We start from the raw sequence: 20,343 nt of genomic DNA, 5'->3' as shown, positions 1-20,343 counted from the left end.
AAGAGACGGGGCGCGACGCCCGCCTCGGGGCGCGTCCCGCGGGTGCCCGCGGACGCAGGCGCCCGCGCCCGCGCTGCGTCGCGCCGGATCCAGTCCGCGCCCTGCCAGCGTCGTCGCGCCCCGAAGAGACGGGGCGCGACGCCCGCCGCGGGGCGCGCCACGAGGTCGCCCCGCGCGAGGCGCGCCTCGGGGCGCGCTCGACGATCACCGCGCCGCAGCGACCGTGCGCGGGCGCCCGAGCGCGCAGCCCGCGCGCCCCCGCCCGACTACGCCTGGTCGGCCCCGCCGCGGTCGCCGAGCGCCCGGCGCAGGCGCGCCTCGGCGTCGTCGTCGGCCCCGGCAGCGGCGGCCGCTGCCTCGGCGTTCGCCTCGGTGACGGCGCGCACGACCTCTTCGCGTTGGATCTTCACCCCACGCGGGGCGTCGATGCCGATCCGCACCCCGTCGCCCCGGGCGTCGAGGACGGTGATGACGATGTCGTCACCGACGAGGATCCGCTCGCCGACCTTCCGCGTGAGTACCAGCACCCGCTCAGCCTAGCGACAGGACCGGGACCCCCAGCAGGTCGACGGACTCCGGCGTGGCGGTCTCCCCCGCCCCGATGGCGACGACGCCGGCGACGGGCAGCCGGTCGGCCACGGCGGACAGCATCGCCGCGGCGTCCTCGGGCTTCCGGCCGACGTCGACGACGACCCAGACCTGGTCGGCCTCGACGCCGTCGCCGGTGGCCCGGTCGTCCCACGCGGCCACCGCCAGGACGGCGTGGCCGTCGCGGACGCCGTCGGCCCGCGCCAGGATCGCCGAGCGTCGGTCGGCGGCGTCGCTCGGCCGCAGGCCGTAGCGGAGCGCGAACAGCCCGGCGGCGGCGTCGACGTCGTTCGGCCGGCCGACGAGCAGCACCAGGTCGCCGTCAGCGGACCGCACGGCGGGGGCGGCGGGCCGGGCCGCCCGCACGGCGCGGGCGGTGTCGGGGACGCTGGTCGGGCCTCCCGGCCGCGCGTCGGCGACGGCCTGGAGGCGCGGGTCGACGTCCAGGGGCGCGTCCGGCTCCGCCAGGGCGCGCGTCGGGTGCGGCGCGCTCCCCGTGATGCCGTCCAGGGCGAAGCCGTCGAGCACCGAGGCGAACGCGTCGGCGCGGGTCGTCGCGGTGCCGTCGGTGCCGGCGATGCGGGCCTCGGTCGCCTCGGCGTCGGCCAGGAGCGCCGCGATCCCGATCCGCTGCACCGGCGTGCTCGCGATGGTGACCTGCGCGGTCGGCGGGTCCGTCGGGTCGGGGACCTCGACGGTGGCCTCGACGTGCGCCTTGCGGAACAGCCCGCCGAGGCCGGGCGTGGTGACGCGCTCGGCGGCGACGATGCGCGCGGACGGCCCGAACTCGGCCCGGACGGCGTCGCGCAGGGCCTCGAGCGTCGCGCCGCTACGCTGCGATCGGGTCGGCGGCACGGACGACTCCCACGGTCTCGATGGTGGAGCCCGCGGCGGTGGCCTCCTGGTAGGAGAGCACCGGCAGGCCGTTCGACTGCGCCGCGACCATGCGGTGCACGGCGGGGCGCAGCTGCGGGGCGCAGACGAGCACGGCGGACAGGCCCTGGTCCTCGACGCTGCGCACGGCGTCGCGCAGGGACCCGAGCACCTGCTCGATGCGGTGCGCGTCGATCACGATCTGGGTGCCCTGCTCCGACGGCCGCAGCCCCTCGAGCATCGCCTGCTCGAGCAGGGGGTCGATCATGATGACGCGGAGCGTGCCGGCGTCGGCGTGGCGTGCGGCCAGGGCCGGGCCGAGGGCGGCGCGGGCGGCCTCGACGAGCCCCTCGGGGTCGGTGGACGCCTTCGCGCGGAGCGTCAGGGCCTCGCAGATGCGCCCGAGGTCGTTGATCGGCACCCGCTCGGCGAGCAGCCCCTGCAGCACGCGCTGCAGCTCGGCCATCGACAGCATGCCGGGGACGAGCTCCTCGACCGCGGCCGGGTTGACCTGCTTGACGCCCTCGGTCAGGACCTTGACGTCCTCGCGGGTCAGGAGCCGGGCGGCGTTGTCGCCGATGATGGCCTGCAGGTGGGTGACGAGCACCGAGACCCGGTCGATGACGGTCGCCCCGGTCATCTCCGCGGCGTGCCGCAGCTCGGCGGGGACCCACTTGCCGGTCAGGCCGAAGACGGGTTCGACCGTCGTGTCGCCGGGCAGGCCGTCCAGGTGGTCGCCGAGCGCCAGGACGCTCCGCGCCGGGGCGGTGCCGCGGCCGGCCTCGACCCCGGCGATGCGGATCGCGTAGGTCGACGGGGGCAGGTCGATGCTGTCGCGGGTGCGCACCGGGGGGACGACGACGCCCATGTCGACGGCGACCTTGCGGCGGAGCGCCCGGACCCGGCCGAGCAGGTCGTCCGACGCGCCGCTGACCATGTCCACGAGGTCGGGGGCGAGCAGGATCTCGAGCGCGTGCACGCGCATCTGCTCGACGAGGTCCTCGGGGGTGTCGCCGGACGGGGCCGCTGCCTCGAGCGCCTGCTGCTGCGAGGCCTCTCGCTCGGCCTTCGCGGCGTTCTGGCCGATGCGCCACCCGGTGAACAGCAGCGTCGCGCCGACGAGCAGGAACGGCAGGATCGGCATGCCGGGGATGAAGCCCATGGCGATCGCGGCGACACCGGCGATGAGCAGCGCGTTCCGCGACTGCGACAGCTGCGTCGCGGCGGACGCGCCCATCTCCGACTCCGCGCCGGAGCGCGTCACGATCATGCCCGTGGACACCGCCATGAGCAGCGCGGGGATCTGGGTGACGAGGCCGTCGCCGATCGTCAGGATGCCGTACTTCGACAGGGCGTCGGTGGCGGAGAGCCCGTTCTGCAGCATGCCGATCGCGATGCCGCCGACCAGGTTGATGACGATGATGAGGATGCCGGCGATGGCGTCGCCCTTGACGAACTTCGACGCACCGTCCATCGCGCCGTAGAAGTCGGCCTCGGCGGACACCGCGGCGCGGCGCTCCTTCGCCTGCTCGTCCGTGATGAGGCCGGCGTTGAGGTCGGCGTCGATCGCCATCTGCTTGCCGGGCATCGCGTCGAGCGTGAAGCGGGCGCCCACCTCGGCGACGCGCTCGGCGCCCTTCGTCACCACGACGAACTGGATGACGATGAGGATGAGGAAGATCACCGCGCCGATGATGATCGAGCCGGACACGGCGACGTGGCCGAACGCCTGGATGACGTCGCCGGCGAACCCCTCGCCGAGCACGAGCCGGGTCGACGCCACGTTCAGCCCGAGCCGGAACAGCGTCGCGACGAGCAGCAGCGACGGGAACACCGAGAAGTCGAGCGGCTTCTTCACGAACAGCGTCGTGAGCAGGATCACCAGCGCCAACAGGATGTTGATGATGATGAGGAAGTCGAGCAGGAACGACGGCACCGGCAGGATCAGCAGCAGGATGATGCCGACGATGAACACCGGGACGACGAGCTTCGGCAGGTCCTTGCGGTTCATGCGGGGAGTCCTTCGGGGCGGGGTGGTCGGAGCTTGCGGGGACGGAGGTCGCCGGTCAGGGTCGCGGGGTCGATGACCGTGGCGACCTCGGCGGCCGTGGTGGGCACGGGGGGCGCGTGCGTGCCGGCTGCCGCACCGCGCGCCTTGAGCGCCATCACGAAGGACAGCACCCGCGCCACCGGCGTGTAGAGGTCGGCGGGGATCTCGTGGCCGAGCTCGCACGCGGCGTGCAGGGCCCGGGTGAGCGGCACGTCGCGGACGATCGGCACGCGCTCGTCCTCGGCACGGGACCGGATGACGTCGGCGACGGGTCCGGCCCCCTTCGCGACGACGCGCGGCGCGGACTTGCCGGGTTCGTACCGCAGGGCGACGGCGTAGTGGGTCGGGTTCGTCATCACGACGTCCGCGGTGCCGATCGCCTCGATCATCCGGTTGCGGCTCATCGCGAGCTGCCGTGAGCGGCGCTGTCCCTTGACGAGCGGGTCGCCGTCGCTCGACTTGTGCTCGTCCTTGACCTCGCGCTTCGTCATCATGGTGCGCTTGCGGTTGCGGCGGACCACCACGAAGACGTCGATCGCCGCGAGCAGCAGTCCGGCGACGATGGCGGCCCGGAGCAGGGTGCCGGCGCCGTCGGCCGCGGCCTCGAGCACGGCGGACAGCGGGAGCGAGCCGCTCGTCATGAGCACGGGCATGAGGCCTTGCACGGCGAACCAGAGCACGAGGCCGACGACGGCGGTCTTGAGCAGGGCCTTCACCCCGTTCCAGAGCGCCTGCACGCCGAACACCCGCTTGAGGCCGGCGACGGGGTCGAAGTGCGACGGCTCCGGCATGAGCTTCCGGACGTGCACGCCGCCCTGCGCGACGGCGGCGGCCGTGACGGCGACGAGGACGACGGCGAGCGGCGGACCGAGCGTCGCCCCGATGCTCGCCATCGCGTCGTGGAAGACCCGGTCGACGGTGCCGATGGTCGGGTTGGCGATGACGGTGCGGACGGCCGCCATCTGCGAGGTCCCCGCCGCCGCCGCGTTGCCGATCACCGACGGCACCATCATCGCGACGACGGCGATGCCGACCCACGCGCCGAGGTCCTGGGAGCGCCCGAGCTGGCCCTTCCGGTGGACCTCGCGCATGCGCTTGTCGGTGGCCTTCTCGGACTTCTCACCGCTGTCGGACATCGCTGGTCACCCCCGTCCCGTGATCGCCTGGACGGCGTCGCCGGTCAGCGACGACACCACCGAGGGCAGGGCCATGAAGAGCGCACCGGCGAAGAGCACGGTGAGCCCGATCTTGATCGGGAACCCGAGCTGGAACGCGTTGAGCGCCGGGGCGACGCGGGTGAGCAGCCCGAGGCCGACGTCGGCCAGGAACAGCACGACGACGAGCGGACCGGCGATCTGCAGGCTCGCCAGGAACATCTGCGACACGGCGGTGACGAGCAGCGGGGCGAGTGCGTCCACCCCGAAGGAACCGGTGAGCGGCACGGCGTCGAACGAGCGCACGAGGCCGCCGACGATGAGCTGGTACCCGCCGGAGGTGAAGAGCAGGGCGAGCGCCGCCATCTGGAACAGCCGGGTGAACTGGGCGCCGTTGACCTGGGACTGCGGGTCGAACGCCTGCGCCAGGGTGAACCCGCCGAACAGGTCGATGAGGGCGCCGGCGGACTGCACCGCGGCGAACACCAGGAACACGAGGAACCCGAGCCCGAGCCCGACCAGCAGCTGCGTCAGCAACGCGAGCAGGAACGGCCCGGTCGCGAGCGACTCGTAGCCCACCGCGACGCGCGGTGCGACGCCGATGGCCAGGCCGAGCCCGAGGATCACCTTCACGGCACCCGGGAACGCCCGGTACGAGAACGGCGGGGCGATCACGAGGAACGCCACCAACCGGACGCCGGCGAGCATGGTCGCCTCCAGTCGGTCGGCGTCGAACGCGAGCTCCACCGGCTACGCCCCGAGCAGCTTCGGGATCATGTCGAAGGCGACGTGGGTGAACGACACCATCTCCGAGATCATCCAGTTGCCGCAGACCACGAGGGCGATCGCGACGGCGACGGCCTTCGGCACGAACGAGAGCGTGACCTCCTGGATCTGCGTGACGGACTGGAAGAGCGAGATCGCGAAGCCGACCACGAGGGACGTCACGAGGACGGGCGCGGCGAGCTTGCCGGCCACCAGGAGGGCCTGGAGCACGAGGTCGATGACCGCCTGCTGGTTCACGCGCGCCCCCTAGACAACGTGGTAGCTCTCGATGAGCGACCGGATGATGAGGCCCCAGCCGTCGACGAGGACGAAGAGCAGGATCTTGAACGGCAGCGAGATCATCACCGGCGGGAGCATCATCATGCCCATCGACATGAGCGCTGCGGAGACGACGAGGTCGATGACCAGGAACGGGATGAAGATGACGAACCCGATGATGAACGCGCTGCGGAGCTCCGAGATGATGAACGCCGGGATGACGGTCGTCATCGGCACGTCGGCCGTCGACGCCGGGTTGTCCAGGCCGGCGGCACGGGTGATGAGCGCCAGGTCCTCGTCGCGGGTCTGGTGGAGCATGAAGGTCCGGAGCGGCTTCGTGCCGATCTCGACGGCCTGGTCGAAGCTGAGGTGCCCGGCCAGGTAGGGCTGCAGCGCGTCGTCGTTGATGTGCCCGATCACGGGTGCCATCACGAACAGCGACAGGAACAGGGCGAGGCCGGCGATCACCTGGTTCGGCGGGATCGACTGCAGGCCGAGCGCGTTCCGGGTCATCGCGAGCACCACGAAGATCTTCGTGAACGACGTCATCATGAGCATGAGCGCCGGAGCGACGCTGAGCAGGGTGATGCCGATGAGCGTCACGACGGCGGACGACGGACCGCCGTCCGGACCGTTCACGCTGACGCTGAAGTCCCCGCCGGCGGGCGGCGTCGGGGTCGCCGGGGCGGTCGGCCCGACCGCGCCCGCGGCGTGCGCGCCCGTCGCGGTCACCATGAGGACGCCGGCGACGACGGTGACCCCGAGCAGGACGAGGGCCAGCACGCGCGCCGTGCGGACGGCGGTCACCCGGCCCGCCGGTTCCGCAGCGCGGCCGCCGCCTGCCGCCACGTGTCCGCGGACAGGATCGAGCCCTGCAGCTGCGCCGCCGTCGGGACGACGGTGCGCTGCTGACGTCGGTTGCGGGGACGCATCGGCAGCGGTTCCGCGGTCGCCGCGGCGTCGGACGGGAGGCCCGGGGTGGCGTCAGCGTGCAGCGCGAGTTCCTGACGGAACGCGTCGGCCGACGGGGCGGGACGCACCGGCAGCGTGACGGGACCGGTCACGATGGTGAGCTCGGGGGCGGGTGCCTGCCCGCTCGTGAGCAGGTTCACGCCGTGCTCGGAGACCCCGAGGACGAGGCGCTCCCCCTCGACGTCGACCACGACGACGCTCGCCTTGCCGCCGATCCCCTGCCGCCCGACGACCTCGACGGACGCCGCGCGGCGTCCGGAGGTCCGCCCGCCCGTGAAGCGCTTGCGGCTGGCGCGGTGCAGCACCCACATGAGGGCGAGCACGACGCCGAGCGAGAGCGCGACGCGGAGGGTGATGAGCAGGGTGTCCACGGTCGGCGGCTCAGACGGATTCGGCGACGTCGAGGATGCGGGTGATGCGGACGGCGTAGTCCTGGTCGACGACGACGACCTCGCCGTGCGCGATGAGCCGCCCGTTCAACAGCACGTCGGCGGGGGCACCGGCGCTGCGGTCGAGCTCGACGACGGCGCCCGGCTCCATGCCGAGCACGTCGCGCACCGACATCCGGGTGCGTCCGATCTCGACCGTCAGGGTCATCTCGACGTTGTTGATGCGGCCGAGGTTGCCCGTCGGCAGGGCCGCGGGGGCCACCGCCGCCGACACCGTGCCGTTCTCACGCACGCGCAGCCCGAACCAGCCACCGGGGACGCCGCCGGCGGCGAGCTCGAACACGACGGTGTCCGGGTCGGCCAGCAGCGACGCGGCCGACTCGCGGCTCGCCTCGCCGAGGACGCCGACGCCGAGCACGGACGCCGCGGCCTCGAGCGAGGGGCGCAGGACGTCGGTGACCGCGACGATGCCGTGCTCGGTCCCGCCCGCGGCGGTGATCGCCTCGAGGTCGGTGAGCACGAGGGCCAGGTCGGCCGACAGGCCGCCGACGAACGACGCGACCACGGCGTCCGCCGCCGCGTCGAGGACGACGCTGGTCGCGCCTCCCGGCAGGAGCACCGCACCCAGGGGGGCGGCTGTCGGGAGCTGCGCCGCGAGCGACTCGGCCGCAGCGGTCTGGAGGGTGGTGACGGTCATGCGTGCTGCTCCGATGTGGTGGTGGTGACGACGATGCCGGCCAGGCGCGACCCGTTCGCGCCGACCGCGGCCGTGCCGACGGGCTCGCCGTCGACGGCGATGGTGAGGGGTCGGTGCTGCGGGTGCGGCAGGGGCAGGACGTCGCCGACGGCGAGTCGGAGCACCTGCTGCGGCAGGACCGACGCCGACGCGAACCGCAGTCCGACCCCGACCGGCACACCGGCGAGCTGCGCGTCGAGCAGCGCCTGGGTGTCCGCGGGCGACGGCGTCGACGCGGTCTCGCCGAGCTGCGGCAGCACCGCCTCGGCGGGCAGCGCGAGGGTGCCGGGCGCCACCCGGTCGCCGACGCGGATCGAGAACGACGCGACGATCATCAGGTCGGCCTTCTGCGCGGCCTGGGCGAACTGCGAGTTGAACTGGAAGCCACCCGTGGCGACCTCGTGCACGAGCAACCCGCCGAACGAGTAGCGGAGGTCGTCGAGGGCGTCCTCGACGATCTTCCGCACGAGCGCCTGCTCGATCGGCGTGAAGGTGCGTTCCGGCGTCGGCAGCGGCTTCGAAGCGCCGAGCGCGTGCGACACCCAGGTGAGCGCGGCGTCGAGGGGCACCTGCAGCACGCCCTTCGCGCTGAGGTGGGCGATCGGCAGCAGCACCATGCCGGTGAGCGCCGGCAGCGAGGCGGCGTACTCGTCGTACGTCGTCATCTGCACCTGCTCGCAGGTGACCTGGCTCACCGCGCGCACCTTGGCGGTGAGCTGCGTGCCCCACTGCCGGGCGAACGTCTCGAAGGCGAGCTCGAGGACCCGGGCGTGCTCGCGGGCGAGCGTCGACGGGCGCGCGAAGTCGTACACCTCGGGCGCGGTCAGGGTCTCGGTCACGGGTGCGTCTATCGGTCGGCTGTGTACCGGCCGTCAGTGCTGTACCCCGTAGTGGGGCGGTCGAGGGTTGTCCGCCGGTCGCTCCGCCCTGTGCGTCTGCGTCAGCCGGCGGTCGCTCCGTCCTGCGCCTTCGCGAGTGCCGGCATGAGGGCGCTGACGTCCTGGTCGGCGTTCGACAGCACCACGATGTCGACGCGGCGGTTCAGGGCGAGGTCGGCCTCGGTGCCACCCTTCGCCAGCGGGCGGCTCGACCCGAACCCGACGCTCTGCACGTGGTCGCCCGGCATGCCGCCCCGTTCGACCAGGTCGCGGAGCACCCCGGTCGCCCGCGCCGCGCTGAGCTCCCAGTTCGTGGCGTAGGGCGCCGTCGAGTTCCGCTGGTCGGCGTGGCCCTCGATGCTGACGTCGTGGTGGCTCGTCCGCAGCACCGGCGCGATCGCGTCCATGATCCCCTCGGCCTGCGCGGACAGGTCGGCGCTGTTCGTGCCGAAGTAGGTCTCGCTGCCGACCAGGCGCACCGTCAGCCCGCGGGCGTCGACCGTGAACTGCACGTTCGCGGTCTGTCCGGCCTTCGAAAGGTTGCGCTGGATCGCACGCTCGAGCTTCGTCAGGTCGTCGAGCTCGCGCTTCGCCGCCGCGAGGTCCTGCTTCGACGCGGTCGTCGGCACCACCGTCGAGGCCGGGTCGACGTTCGTGTCCTTCGTGCCGGACGAGGCCGTGGAGTGGTCGGCCTGCGACTTGTCCGTCGAGTACCCGGAGCCGTCCTCGACCTGGTCCTTCGTCACGACGGTGCCGGACGCGGTGTCGACCTTCTGCGACTTCACCTCGCCGAAGCCGGTGGCGAGCGAGTTCTTCAGCTGGATGTACTTCTGCTGGTCCACCGTCGACATCGCGAACAGCACGAGGAACATGCACATCAGGACGGTGATCATGTCCATGTAGGACGCCATCCAGCGCTCGTCGGGGTGCTCGGCCTCGTCGTGCGACTTCTTCGCGCGGCCACGGCCACGCCCGCGGGGGTTGGCGCTCATCGTCAGGCCGCCAGCTGCTGGTCGTCGGCGTCGACGCTCTTCGCGCCCTTGCCGCCCTTGCCCGCAGCCGCGTCGACCCGGGCCGCCGGCGGGACCATCGCCTTGAGCCGCTCGCCGAGCAGGCGTGGCTGGCTGCCCGCCTGCACCGCGAGCAGGCCCTCCATGAGCAGGGTCTGCCGGTCCGTCTCGAGCTGCGCGAGCTTCCGGAGCTTGCCGCCGAACGGCAGCCACAGGAAGTTCGCGGTGAGCAGGCCCCACAGCGTCGCGACGAACGCGCTGGCGATGAGCGGGCCGAGCTCGTCCGGCTTGCCGAGGTTCGCGAGCACGTGGGTCAGCGACACCACGGTGCCGATGATGCCGACCGTGGGCGCGAAGCCACCGAGCCCCATGAAGAACGCGCTCGCGCTCCGCATCGGCGCGTTGTTCGACTCGATCTCGTCCTCGAGCAGGATCCGCAGCTCGTCACCGTCGGTGCCGTCGGCGATGTTCTGCAGCGCCTTCTTCATGAACGGGTCGTCGTGCTTGTCGGCCTCCTGCTCGAGGGCGAGCAGCCCGTTCGCCCGCGCCGTCTCTGCCAGGCCGACCACGTCGTCGATGACCGACTGCGGCGGGGTGACCTTGCCGGTGAACGCCTTCGGCACGGCCTTGAACGCGGCGAGGGCGTCCTTGAGCGTCGTGCTCGCGACCCCGCAGCCGATGGTGGCGACGAAGACGAGGAGCATCGGCGCGGGCAGGAAGAGCCCCGCCATCTCGACGTGCTCCATCTGCGCCATGCCGAACAGGGCGCCGAAGGCCAGGAGGATCCCGATGATGGTCGCGATGTCCACGTCAGCGACCCCCGTCCTGCACGCGCGGGTGCTGCGGGTGGATCGGCGCCACCGGGGCGAGGGTCGGCTGCGGGCCGGTCGCGTCGCGGACCGTGCCGACGGAGGTGTCGGTGCCGTAGGCCATCCCGACGATCCGGGCGCGGTACGCGGCGATGAGGTCGATGACGTCGGCCATGGACTCGCGGACGATGTACTTCGCCCCGTCGACCATGATGAGCGTCGTGTCCGGCGTCTCCTGGATGCGCTCCACGAGATCGGGGTTCACAGCGAATCCGCTGCCGTTCAGTCGTGTGACGACGATCATGGCCCGTCCTGGTTCTCGATCGTCCCGCCGCCGTCCGTGGGGCGGGATGCGGCCCGTCCGTGGGCTGCACGGAGGACTATCGGCGGGGTCGGCGGCGGCGTTAGCGGTGGGCACTACCCTGGCCCGGTGCTCACCACCACTGACCTGACCGTCGGCCCTCGTGGACGGCGGTTCTGCTCCGCACTGCTCGACCAGGTGCTCGACGCCGACGGGCGGGCGGCGGAGCGTCTCGGGCAGGTGCGGTTCTGGGCCGAGTACCACCTGGCGCGGGAGCGCGGTGACGCCGTCTCGTTGTTCGGCGCCGGAACCGGCCCCCGACCCGTCCCGGAGCCGGCGCCGCCCGTCACCGAGGTCGCGGCGGCGATCGACGCTGCATTCGCGACGGTCACGCCGTCCGACGTCGGCGTGCGCCACGTCCTCCGCGCGCTCGCCGAGACCACCGCCAGCGCGATGTCGTGGCAGGAACCGGACGCGGCCGACGTCGTGCTCGCGGATCCCGCTCTGGCACCCGTCGTCGCACGCCTGGCCACCGCCTGGGCGGGCCTGCCGGCGGTCCGGGCGGTGCTCGACGCGCCGCGCGGTGCCCCGCAGTGGAGCACGGTGTTCCACGGCGAGCACGGCCGCCACCCCGAGCACGGTCAGGGGCCGGACGCCGCGGCCCGCGCGCTCGGCGCCTGGCGCACGGCGCTCGACGACGAGGTCGCAGCGGTGCGCCCGCGCGATCGACGGCGCCCGGCCGATGCTGCGGTGGGCGGTTCGTGGTGGTCCACCCCTCCTGACGGGCTCGTCACCACGACGGCCGCGCACGGCGCGAACGGCCCGGTCGGCCTGTGGGCGGTCGAGGACGACTTCGGCTGGGAACGCGCCGCGGTCGCGCCCGTGCACACGGCGCCCGGTGCGCGCGTCCTGGTGGTCGACGACGCGGACGACTGGGCCGCTCTGTGCCGGCGGTGGTCGATCGACGTCAGCGGCACGACCCGGCGGCACGACTGGTACCACACGACCGGGCGCGACGGCGACTGGGCGACCCCCGACTGGGCCGGGGTCGCCGAGGAACACGACGCCGTCCATCTGACGGTCCTCTGCTGGCTCCGCGCCGCCGGGACGGCGGTCCCGGTCGGCGCCGGAGCGGCCAGTGTCATCGCCGGGTGGACGCCCGGCGCCACGGTCTGGCTCCGCGACCCGCAACCGGTGCCCGGGGCGACCGAGGACTGGGTGTTCGACGACAGCGACCTCGGTTGGCACCGCGCCTGACTTCTCATGGACGGTGTATTCCCACGCTCCATGTGAACACCCTGGGTGCTGTACCCCCCGTTTTATCTCATGAGCGTGTTACCGTGACGACATGTCCGACACCACCTCCGTCGTCACGCCGATCGCCCCGGCAGCCACCACCGCCGCGCCGCTCCGCGAGGTCGGCGCCCTCATCCGGGGCGCCCGCAAGGGTCGCAGCATGACCCAGGCGCAGCTCGCCGAACGCGTCGGCACGAGCCAGAGCGCGATCAACCGCATCGAGCAGGGCGGCCAGAACCTGTCCCTCGAGATGCTCACCCGCATCAGCGACGCCCTCGACCAGCAGATCGTCTCGATCGGCGGCGCCCCGCAGCGCGCCCACCTGCGTGTGCAGGGTGGTCGCAAGCTCAGCGGCTCCATCGCCGTCAACTCGAGCAAGAACGCCGCCGTCGCACTGCTCTGCGCCTCGCTGCTCAACCGCGGCGTCACCCGCCTGCACAAGGTGGCACGCATCGTCGAGGTCGACCGGATCATCGACGTGCTCCGCAGCCTCGGCGCGAGCGTCACCTGGAGCGAGGACGGCGAGACGCTCGAGATCGTCGCACCCGACGACCTGCGCCTCGACGCGATCGACGCCGACGCCGCCCGTCGCACCCGCAGCGTCCTCATGTTCCTCGGTCCGCTCAGCGGCCGCTTCGAGTCCTTCCGACTCCCCTACGCCGGCGGCTGCGACCTCGGCACCCGCACCGTCGAGCCGCACCTCATCGCTCTGCGCCCCTTCGGTGTCGACGTCGAGGCGACCTCCGGCTGGTACGAGGTCGGCGTCGCGAACCAGGCCGTCCCCTCGAAGTCCGTCGTGCTGACCGAGCGTGGCGACACGGTGACCGAGAACGCGATCCTCGCCGCGGCCGCCCGCGACGGTGAGACCGTCATCCGCAACGCCAGCCCCAACTACATGGTGCAGGACCTCTGCTTCTTCCTCGAGCTGCTCGGGGTGCGCATCGAGGGCATCGGCACGACCACGCTCCGCATCACCGGCAAGAGCCGCATCGACGAGGTCGTGGACTACTGGCCGAGCGAGGACCCGGTCGAGGCCATGAGCCTGCTCACCGCCGGCATCGTCACCGGTTCGACCCTGACCGTCACGCGCGCACCGATCGAGTTCCTCGAGATCGAGCTCGCCACCCTCGCCGAGATGGGCCTGCGCTTCGACGTCAGCGAGGAGTACGCCGCCGCGAACGGCCGCACCCGCCTGGTCGACGTCACCGTGCACCCGTCCGAGCTGCACGCGCCTATCGACAAGATCCACGCGATGCCGTTCCCCGGCCTGAACATCGACAACCTGCCGTTCTTCGTCGTCATCGCGGCCTGCGCGTCGGGCACCACGCTCGTGCACGACTGGGTGTACGAGGGCCGTGCGATCCACCTGCTCGACCTGACCCGCCTCGGCGCGAGCGTGACCCTGCGCGACCCGCACCGGCTCGACGTCACGGGCCCGACGCACTTCTCCGGCGCCGAGATCAGCTGCCCGCCGGCGCTCCGGCCCGCCGTGGTCATCCTGCTGGCGATGCTCGCGGCCAAGGGCGAGAGCGTGCTCCGCAACGTGGGCATCATCGCCCGTGGCTACGAGCAGCTGCAGGAGCGCCTCAACTCGCTCGGCGCGTCGATCGAGACGTTCCACGACTGACGTTCGCGCTCGCGCACGTTCGCGCTCGCGCTCGCGCGTCACGTTCGCGCTCGCGCACTTCCGGTGAGCAGAAGACGTCGGGTCGACACCTTCGACCCGACGTCTTCTGCTCACTGTGTGCATCCCCCACGTGATCCGCGTTGAGTGGAGTGTCGGTCGAACGAGGAGTGCGCGTGCTGGGTCCTGAACTGGTGGTCGTGCTCGGCCTCGCAATCGCGTTGACGGCCGGGCTCGCCGACCGTCTGCGGGTCGCCCCGCCCGTGCTGCTCCTCGTCTTCGGCGCCCTGCTCGCCTTCGTGCCGGCGTTCGCGCACGTCGAGCTGCCCGCCGACGCCGTGCTGCTGCTCTTCCTGCCGGCGCTGCTGTACTGGGAGAGCCTCACCACGTCGCTGCGCGAGATCCGGAAGAACCTGCGCGGCATCGTGCTGATGGGCACCCTGCTCGTCGTCGTCACCGCGGGCGCGGTCGCCGTCCTGCTGCACCTGCTCGGCATGCCGTGGGGGCCGGCCTGGGTGCTCGGTGCCGCCGTCGCGCCGACCGACGCCACCGCGGTCGGTGTGCTCACGAAGATGCTGCCCCGGCGCAACGTGACGGTGCTCCGCGCGGAGAGCCTGGTCAACGACGGCACGACCCTCGTCGTCTACGGCATCGCGGTCGCGGTGACCGTCGGCACGCAGGAGCTGACCTTCTGGGGCGTGTCCGGCATGCTCGCGCTGTCCTACCTGGGCGGCGTCGCGGCCGGTCTCGCCGCCGCGTGGGTCGGCACCCTGGTGCTCCGACGGGTCGACACCGTCGTGCTCGAGAACCTCGTCACCCTGCTCGTGCCGTTCGCCGCGTTCCTGGCGGCCGAGGCGATCGGTGCCTCGGGCGTCCTGGCGGTGGTGGCGGCCGGGATCGTCGTGAGCCAGGTCGGCCCGAAGCTCGATCGTGCCGAGACCCGGCAGCAGGTCCGCGCGTTCTGGTCCTTCCTGACCTTCCTGCTGAACGGCGCACTGTTCGTGCTCGTCGGCATCGAGGCGATGGTCGCCGCCCGCGCGCTCGAACCCCGCGACCTGCTGCGCGCCGGCGGCATCATCCTCGCGGTCGCCGCCGTCCTCGTGCTCGTGCGCTTCGCCTTCCTCAACGCCGCGGGCGGTGCCGTCTGGGTCGTCACCCGCCGCACCGGCGGCGCCCCGCGCGAAGGGCACCGCGACCGCCTGGTGAGTGGCTTCGCCGGGTTCCGCGGGGCGGTGTCGCTCGCGATGGCCGTCGCCGTGCCGCGCACCCTCGAGTCCGGCAGCGGGTTCCCGGACCGCGACCTCATCGTCTTCGTGACCGCCGGCGTCGTCGTCGTGACCATCGTCGGGCAGGCGCTCGTGCTGCCCGCGGTGCTCCGGGCCGCCGCGCTGCCCGAGGACGAGTCCGTCGGCGAGGAGCGCCGGTACGCCGAACGGACGGCCATCGAGGAAGCGCTCGCCGCGCTCCCCCGCCTCGCCCGCTCCGCCGGTGCCGACCGCGCCACGGTCGAGCGGGTGCGCAAGGACTACGAGGCACACCTCGACGTCATCCAGGCCCGCGAGGAGGACGACGACGACCACCCCGCCGTCCAGCGGCACGACAGCGCCGTCGCCCTGGAACTCGCCCTCGTGCAGCACAAGGCGGCGACGCTGCTGCGCCTCCGCGACGCCGACGAGATCGACGACCTGGTCCTGCGGCAGGTGCGCGCCGGCTACGACGCGGAAGAGGCCCGGCTCGGCGGCATCACACCCCCGTGACCGCCGGGGCGCGCCGCGCCGCCGCCGGACCGCAGAGCGCCGACTGCCGCGGCCTGCCCGCTACGCGTCGGGCTGGTCGCCGGCGGCGTCGCCGCTCGGCGCGGGGTCGGACGCGAGTGCCCGCCGCCGCTGCGTGACCTGCACCGCGATCGCCACCGGCACCGCGACGAGGGCGACGGCGCGCAGCCACGGCCGGTCGAGGACGTGCCGCGTCGCGTGGTCGAGCGACACCGGGCCGGGGCCGCCCAGGGCGAACATCGCCGCCGTGAAGCCGAGGAACGCCGGGAACTCGAGCCCGCCGTCCGCGTTGAAGAACCCGTTCGGCGTGTGCACGCTCGACGCGACGCCCATGGTCGTGGCGGCCCCGGCGCCCGCGATCGGAGTGGCGAGCCCGAGGGCCAGGGCCGCTCCGGAACCGGCCTCGCCGATCCCCGCGAGCACGGCGTTGCGGCGTCCGGGCCGGAAGCCCATGGCGTGCATGCCCTGGGCGGTCCCCTCGATCCCGCCGCCGCCGAACGCGCCGAAGAGCTTCTGGGAGCCGTGCGAGACGAGCACCGCCCCCAGCGCGAGGCGGAGCAGGGTGCGGGCGGTGACCGAAGCGGTGGTGACGTGCTGGCTCATGCGATCCTCCTGGTCGTCGGTGCGGCTCGCCCCGAGCGGGACGACCGCGGTGTCGCCGACCGTACGCCGCGGAACGCCGTCCGGGACCGTGCCGGTGTCCGCGACGTCCGTGGCGCGTGCGAGGATCGATCAGTGCTCCCCCACCAACGCCCGATCGCGGTCGTCATCGCCGCCATGAGCGAAGAGGTCGCGGCCTTCGCCTCGCTCTTCGACGGCACACCGGTCCTCGACGGCCCGGTCGGCGGCCACGACGACCACCACCTGCTCGACATCGACGGCGCGACCGTCGCGGTGCGCCGCAGCGGCATCGGCTTCACGAACGCGACCGCCACCGTGGCGCACTGCTTCCACGACTACGGTCCCGGCGTGCCGGTCATCAGCGTGGGCACCGCCGGCGGGCTGATGCACGGCGTCGCGATCGGGGACGTGGTCGTCGGGGACCGCTACGTGAACCTCAACGCCGACGCGACGGCCTTCGGCTACGCGCTCGGCCAGGTGCCGGGCATGCCGACGGGCTACGCACCCGACGACCGGCTGCTCGCGCTCGCACGCAACGCCGACACCGAGGACCGGGTACTGGCCGCGACCATCGGCTCGAGCGAGGTCTTCGTCACCGAGGGCCGCGCCCGCCTGCTCCGCGACGCCTTCCCCACCGTCGCCGCGGTCGACATGGAGTCCGCGGCCATCGCGCAGTTCGCGCACGTGCACGACATGCCGTTCGTCTCGGTCCGGTGCATCAGCGACCTGTGCGCCCCCGACGGCGACGAGTTCCGCGAGCACCTGGACGACGCGGCTGCCCGGGCGGCCCGGGTCGTGCACGACATCGTCCTCGGCCTGACGGCCTGACGGCCTGACCGCCTGACGACCCGCGGTACGCCGCGGTCCGGGCGAGGCCGGACGCTCCGTGAGCAGGAATGGTCGAGTCCCCCGAAGGGACCCGACCATTCCTGCTCACGATGCGCGAAAAGGCACCAGCGCGCGACGCGCCCGGACTACCGCTTCAGGTTCGTCAGCTCCTGCAGCACCTCGTCCGAGGTGGTGATGATGCGGGCGTTCGCCTGGAACCCGCGCTGCGCGACGATGAGGTTCGTGAACTCCTGCGACAGGTCGACGTTCGACATCTCGAGCGTGCCCGAGGCGAGTGAGCCGACGCCGGCGGAGCCGGGCGTGCCGACGGCCGGCTGGCCCGAGTTCGCGGTGGCGCGGTAGCCCGAGGCGCCGGTCTTCTCGAGGCCGGCCGGGTTGGCGAACGTCGCGAGGGCGATGCGTCCGAGCGCGAGCGACGCGCCGTTCGAGAACGTGCCCGTGACCGTGCCGTCCTTCGAGATCGAGTAGCCCTGCAGGGCGCCGGCCTCGCGGCCGTTCTGCGACGAGATCGACGCGGTGGTGAGCCCCGCGAAGCCGGTCAGCTGGGTCATGTCGACCCGGACGCCGTTGACCGTCATGGCCGACCCCGAGGCGATGGAGCCGTCGGCCGCGAAGGTGATCGCGCCGCGCACCGGGTTGCCCGTGCCGTCCGAGCCCGAGACGTTCCAGCCGTCGGCGGTGCGCGTGTACGCGAGGGACAGCGTGCGCTTCGTGCCGTTCTGGTCGTAGACGGTGACGTCGCGGTTGAGCGTCTGGTTGAGCGGTGTGTCCGACGGCAGGTTGCCGCTCACCGTGGCCGCGGTCGTCGCGGTCGCGGGGGCAGCCGCGTCGAGCGGCAGGCGGATGTCCGAGAGCTCGCCGCCCTCGTTCACGACGCCGTTCGTGGCCGAGTAGCCCTGCACGATCTTGCCATCGGCGGTGACCAGGCGGCCGTTCGCGTCGAAGTCGAACGCGCCGGCGCGGCTGTAGACCGTGTCGTTGCCGAGGCGGGTGACGAAGAAGCCGTCGCCGGAGATCATCAGGTCGGTCGCCTTGCCGGTGGCCTGCGCGGAGCCCTGCGCGAAGTTCGTCGACACGCCGGCGACCTGCACGCCGAGGCCGATCTGCGCCGGGTTCGTGCCGCCGATGCCGGTCTGCGGTCCGCCGGCACCCTGGGTCATCTGCGACAGGGTGTCCTGGAAGACGGTGGTCGACGACTTGAAGCCGACGGTGTTCACGTTGGCGATGTTGTTGCCGGTCACGTCGAGCATCTGCTGGTGCGAGCGGAGGCCGGAGATGCCGGAGTAGAGCGAGCGGAGCATGGTGCGTCCTTTCGGAAGAACGGAGGAAGAACTGGGGAAGAGCGGAGGGAGAGCAGAGGGAGAGCGGAGGAAGACCGCAGACGGAGCGACCGAGGGGTCAGGGGGCCGTGGTGGTGGTGATGCCGGAGATCACGTCGAGGGCGACCTCCTTCCCGTTCACGGTGACCGTGGGCACGCTCTTCGCGTACGACACGGCCGAGGCGGTCCCGGTGACGGACTTCCCCGAGTCGGCGTCGGTGTAGCTCACCTGCTTGCCGACGAGGTTCGCGGCGGCGATTCGCATCTGCAACGAGAAGTTCTCGTTCCCCGTCGTGGTCTGGTTGGTGATCTGCTCCATCATCGCGAGCTGCGTCTGCTGGCTGATCATCTGGTTCGTGTCCATCGGCGAGGACGGGTCCTGGTTCCGCAGCTGCGTGACGAGCAGCTTCATGAACACCTCGGAGTCCATCGTCTGGGACTTCTGGTTGCTCGCGTTCGCGGCGAGGGCCGCTGCCTGCGTGGCCTGGTCCACGCTGCCGGTGATGCCGTCGACGGGCATGTCGGTTCCTGTCTCTCGTTCGTGGGCCGGTCAGGCGAGGACGTCGAGTCCCGCGGTGCGGACGCTGGGTGTCGTGGTGGTGGGCTGGGTGCGCGGGGTGGCCCGTGCCTCCAGGCCGGTCTCCGCACGGGGCGGGCCGGCGGCCGGGCGCTGGTCGCGACCCGGGGACGTGTCGGGGTGGTTCTGCGACGACAGGTCGAGCGTGGTGGCGGCCCCGCTGCCGGCGGCGTCGCGGCGCAGGTCCGGCAGGACCTGCCGGACCGCGTCGCGGCCCGCGTCCGAGGCGGCGAACAGCTCGACGTGCATGCCGTGGGTGGTGACGTGGGCGCGGACCGTGACCGGTCCGAGGGCGTCCGGCGTGAGCTGCACCGTCACGACGTGCTCGCCGGGCCCGGCCTGGGCGAGCGAGAAGACCGGTCGGGCGAGCTGCTGCGCGACCGGCGCGGACGTCGTGGCCGGCGCGGGTGCGGCGGGCGAGGCGACGGTGGTCGCGGCAGCGCGGGCGGTGGGGACGGTCGGGAGGCCCTGGTCGCCCGCCGTCGACCGCTGCGGCTGGTCCTCGGAGCCGGTCCGGGCGCCGCTCGCGTCGGCAGCGTCGGCTGCCGGTGCGACGACGGGACCGGCGGTGGTCGCGCTGGGTGCGGAGGACGGGGTCGGCCCGGCGGTGTCGGTCACGACCGCGGGGGTCGTCGGCCGGGAGGGGACGGCTCCGGCGGCCGCGACCGTGGTCGCTGTGGCGGCGGGCACGCCGGTACCGACGCCGGGCCGGTCCGGGGAGGCCGCGGGGACGGTCGACGCCACCGCCTCGTCGGCCGATGCGGCCGGTGCGGCCGGTGCGGCGGCGGCCGTGGGCACCGCACCGCCGAGGGGTGTCGAGGCCGGCGCCGGTGTCGAGGCCGGCGTCGGTGTCGGCGCCGGTGCTGCGGTACCGACGGCCACGGCCGGAGCCGCAGCCGCAGCCGCAGCGATCACCGGGCCGGCGGGACGAGCCTGGGCCGTGGTCGCCGGGGCCGCGGTGGTCACGGAGGGCTCCGCCGCGCGGACGGCCCCGGCCGCGGTCGACGGGTCGGTCGACTGGGTAGTCGACGGGGCAGTCGGAGCGTCCGTCGACTCGTCCGATGTCGGCAGGAGCGCGGCGAGAGCGGTCGACGCCGGCGAGGGCGCGGTCACGGTCGACGCTGTCGTCGTCGTCGTCGTCTCGAGCGTGTCCGCGGTGACCTCGGCCGGGGCGGACGCCGACAGGACGGGGACGAGCGCGACGGGCACCAGCGTCAGCGGCGGCACCGCCCCCGGGTCGACGCCGTCCGGCTCCGGAGCACTGTCGTCGCGCCCCGGCGTCGGCTGCGCGGAGCGGCCCGCGGCGCGGTCGCCCCTGCGGTCGGCGCCGTGGTCAGCGCCGTGGTCGGCACCGCGGCGGTCGGTCGCCACGGCGGCGGACAGCGCGGCGTCGAACGAGCCGCCGTCCGCCGGGTCCACCGTCGGGCGTCCCGCACCGGTGGGGGCCGGCGCGGCGGGCTGGGTGCTGATGGTCATGC

At 73.1% G+C, this 20,343-nt stretch carries 21 protein-coding genes; 4 read left to right on the top strand and 17 right to left on the bottom strand.

Going from position 1 to position 20,343, the window contains the following annotated elements:
- Positions 1–266: 266 nt before the first annotated feature.
- From csrA to DEI99_RS08455, 13 genes are all read right to left on the bottom strand, one after another.
- On the bottom strand, positions 267–527 hold the full coding sequence (csrA, locus tag DEI99_RS08515; protein ID WP_071255195.1) for a carbon storage regulator CsrA: 261 nt from the start codon (positions 525–527) through the stop codon (positions 267–269).
- A gap of 4 nt (positions 528–531) precedes the next feature.
- On the bottom strand, positions 532–1,443 hold the full coding sequence (locus tag DEI99_RS08510) for a hypothetical protein (protein ID WP_111042442.1): 912 nt from the start codon (positions 1,441–1,443) through the stop codon (positions 532–534).
- On the bottom strand, positions 1,418–3,472 hold the full coding sequence (locus tag DEI99_RS08505) for a flagellar biosynthesis protein FlhA (protein ID WP_111042443.1): 2,055 nt from the start codon (positions 3,470–3,472) through the stop codon (positions 1,418–1,420). The genes DEI99_RS08510 and DEI99_RS08505 overlap by 26 nt, the downstream gene beginning before the upstream one ends.
- A complete protein-coding gene (locus DEI99_RS08500) occupies positions 3,469–4,647 on the bottom strand; it encodes an EscU/YscU/HrcU family type III secretion system export apparatus switch protein (RefSeq protein WP_111042444.1) in 1,179 nt (392 codons plus the stop codon). The genes DEI99_RS08505 and DEI99_RS08500 overlap by 4 nt, the downstream gene beginning before the upstream one ends.
- 6 nt (positions 4,648–4,653) lie before the next feature.
- Positions 4,654–5,412, bottom strand: coding sequence for a flagellar biosynthetic protein FliR (locus DEI99_RS08495; RefSeq protein WP_254782923.1), 759 nt, complete (start codon positions 5,410–5,412; stop codon positions 4,654–4,656).
- Between the two features lie 3 nt (positions 5,413–5,415).
- On the bottom strand, positions 5,416–5,688 hold the full coding sequence (gene fliQ / locus DEI99_RS08490) for a flagellar biosynthesis protein FliQ (protein ID WP_071255183.1): 273 nt from the start codon (positions 5,686–5,688) through the stop codon (positions 5,416–5,418).
- 9 nt (positions 5,689–5,697) lie between these two features.
- The gene (gene fliP / locus DEI99_RS08485; protein WP_071256309.1) at positions 5,698–6,516 is read right to left on the bottom strand and encodes a flagellar type III secretion system pore protein FliP; all 819 of its coding nucleotides are present in this window, start codon (positions 6,514–6,516) and stop codon (positions 5,698–5,700) included.
- Complete coding sequence (locus tag DEI99_RS08480) at positions 6,513–7,052, bottom strand: FliO/MopB family protein (protein ID WP_111042445.1); 540 nt, start codon at positions 7,050–7,052, stop codon at positions 6,513–6,515. The genes fliP and DEI99_RS08480 overlap by 4 nt, the downstream gene beginning before the upstream one ends.
- A 10-nt stretch (positions 7,053–7,062) precedes the next feature.
- Complete coding sequence (gene fliN, locus DEI99_RS08475) at positions 7,063–7,767, bottom strand: flagellar motor switch protein FliN (protein WP_111042446.1); 705 nt, start codon at positions 7,765–7,767, stop codon at positions 7,063–7,065.
- A complete protein-coding gene (locus tag DEI99_RS08470; protein ID WP_111042447.1) occupies positions 7,764–8,645 on the bottom strand; it encodes a flagellar motor switch protein FliM in 882 nt (293 codons plus the stop codon). The genes fliN and DEI99_RS08470 overlap by 4 nt, the downstream gene beginning before the upstream one ends.
- Before the next feature lie 101 nt (positions 8,646–8,746).
- Positions 8,747–9,676: an OmpA/MotB family protein gene (locus DEI99_RS08465; RefSeq protein WP_071255173.1), complete on the bottom strand. Its 930-nt coding sequence runs from the start codon at positions 9,674–9,676 to the stop codon at positions 8,747–8,749.
- A 2-nt stretch (positions 9,677–9,678) separates the two neighbouring features.
- Positions 9,679–10,503, bottom strand: coding sequence for a motility protein A (locus tag DEI99_RS08460; protein ID WP_071255171.1), 825 nt, complete (start codon positions 10,501–10,503; stop codon positions 9,679–9,681).
- Between the two features lies 1 nt (position 10,504).
- Positions 10,505–10,768, bottom strand: coding sequence for a flagellar FlbD family protein (locus DEI99_RS08455; RefSeq protein ID WP_502867019.1), 264 nt, complete (start codon positions 10,766–10,768; stop codon positions 10,505–10,507).
- Positions 10,769–10,933: 165 nt separating this feature from the next.
- Between DEI99_RS08455 and DEI99_RS08450 the strand changes: the two genes are divergently transcribed.
- From DEI99_RS08450 to DEI99_RS08440, 3 genes are all read left to right on the top strand, one after another.
- Positions 10,934–12,061: a hypothetical protein gene (locus tag DEI99_RS08450; protein ID WP_111042449.1), complete on the top strand. Its 1,128-nt coding sequence runs from the start codon at positions 10,934–10,936 to the stop codon at positions 12,059–12,061.
- Between the two features lie 91 nt (positions 12,062–12,152).
- Entirely contained in the window at positions 12,153–13,727 is a 1,575-nt protein-coding gene (locus DEI99_RS08445) for a helix-turn-helix domain-containing protein (RefSeq protein WP_181434494.1), read from the top strand.
- 173 nt (positions 13,728–13,900) lie between these two features.
- Positions 13,901–15,481 (top strand): Na+/H+ antiporter, encoded by a 1,581-nt coding sequence (locus tag DEI99_RS08440; protein ID WP_071256302.1) that lies wholly within the window; start codon positions 13,901–13,903, stop codon positions 15,479–15,481.
- 60 nt (positions 15,482–15,541) lie between these two features.
- Here DEI99_RS08440 and DEI99_RS08435 read toward each other — a convergent pair whose 3' ends face one another.
- A complete protein-coding gene (locus tag DEI99_RS08435; RefSeq protein WP_111042450.1) occupies positions 15,542–16,102 on the bottom strand; it encodes a DoxX family protein in 561 nt (186 codons plus the stop codon).
- A gap of 132 nt (positions 16,103–16,234) precedes the next feature.
- On the opposite strand from DEI99_RS08435, the gene mtnN reads away from it, so the two are divergent.
- On the top strand, positions 16,235–16,948 hold the full coding sequence (gene mtnN / locus DEI99_RS08430) for a 5'-methylthioadenosine/S-adenosylhomocysteine nucleosidase (protein WP_146247158.1): 714 nt from the start codon (positions 16,235–16,237) through the stop codon (positions 16,946–16,948).
- A 146-nt stretch (positions 16,949–17,094) separates the two neighbouring features.
- Here the strand turns inward: mtnN and DEI99_RS08425 are convergent, their stop codons facing one another.
- The 3 genes from DEI99_RS08425 to DEI99_RS08415 all read right to left on the bottom strand — a co-directional run bounded on the left by DEI99_RS08425 (position 17,095) and on the right by DEI99_RS08415 (position 20,341).
- Complete coding sequence (locus DEI99_RS08425; RefSeq protein ID WP_111042452.1) at positions 17,095–18,270, bottom strand: flagellar hook protein FlgE; 1,176 nt, start codon at positions 18,268–18,270, stop codon at positions 17,095–17,097.
- 97 nt (positions 18,271–18,367) lie between these two features.
- The gene (locus DEI99_RS08420) at positions 18,368–18,808 is read right to left on the bottom strand and encodes a flagellar hook assembly protein FlgD (RefSeq protein WP_111042453.1); all 441 of its coding nucleotides are present in this window, start codon (positions 18,806–18,808) and stop codon (positions 18,368–18,370) included.
- A 30-nt stretch (positions 18,809–18,838) separates the two neighbouring features.
- Positions 18,839–20,341 carry a flagellar hook-length control protein FliK gene (locus tag DEI99_RS08415; protein ID WP_111042454.1) on the bottom strand — a complete coding sequence of 501 codons (1,503 nt, stop codon included), beginning with the start codon at positions 20,339–20,341 and terminating at the stop codon, positions 18,839–18,841.
- Between the last annotated feature and the right edge of the window lie 2 nt (positions 20,342–20,343).

Origin of the sequence: Curtobacterium sp. MCLR17_036 (assembly GCF_003234445.2) — a bacterium.
Taxonomy (GTDB): domain Bacteria; phylum Actinomycetota; class Actinomycetes; order Actinomycetales; family Microbacteriaceae; genus Curtobacterium.
The sequence above is the reverse complement of the archived record's forward strand: the minus strand, read 5'-3'. Positions and strand labels throughout refer to the sequence as shown.

Coding starts and splice junctions, on each gene's coding strand:
- DEI99_RS08420 (WP_111042453.1), bottom strand. CDS start 18,808: ATGCCCGTCGACGGCATCACCGGCAGCGTGGACCAGGCCACGCAGGCA.
- DEI99_RS08500 (WP_111042444.1), bottom strand. CDS start 4,647: ATGTCCGACAGCGGTGAGAAGTCCGAGAAGGCCACCGACAAGCGCATG.
- DEI99_RS08435 (WP_111042450.1), bottom strand. CDS start 16,102: ATGAGCCAGCACGTCACCACCGCTTCGGTCACCGCCCGCACCCTGCTC.
- fliN (WP_111042446.1), bottom strand. CDS start 7,767: ATGACCGTCACCACCCTCCAGACCGCTGCGGCCGAGTCGCTCGCGGCG.
- DEI99_RS08425 (WP_111042452.1), bottom strand. CDS start 18,270: ATGCTCCGCTCGCTCTACTCCGGCATCTCCGGCCTCCGCTCGCACCAG.
- DEI99_RS08445 (WP_181434494.1), top strand. CDS start 12,153: ATGTCCGACACCACCTCCGTCGTCACGCCGATCGCCCCGGCAGCCACC.
- DEI99_RS08415 (WP_111042454.1), bottom strand. CDS start 20,341: ATGACCATCAGCACCCAGCCCGCCGCGCCGGCCCCCACCGGTGCGGGA.
- DEI99_RS08505 (WP_111042443.1), bottom strand. CDS start 3,472: ATGAACCGCAAGGACCTGCCGAAGCTCGTCGTCCCGGTGTTCATCGTC.
- DEI99_RS08465 (WP_071255173.1), bottom strand. CDS start 9,676: ATGAGCGCCAACCCCCGCGGGCGTGGCCGTGGCCGCGCGAAGAAGTCG.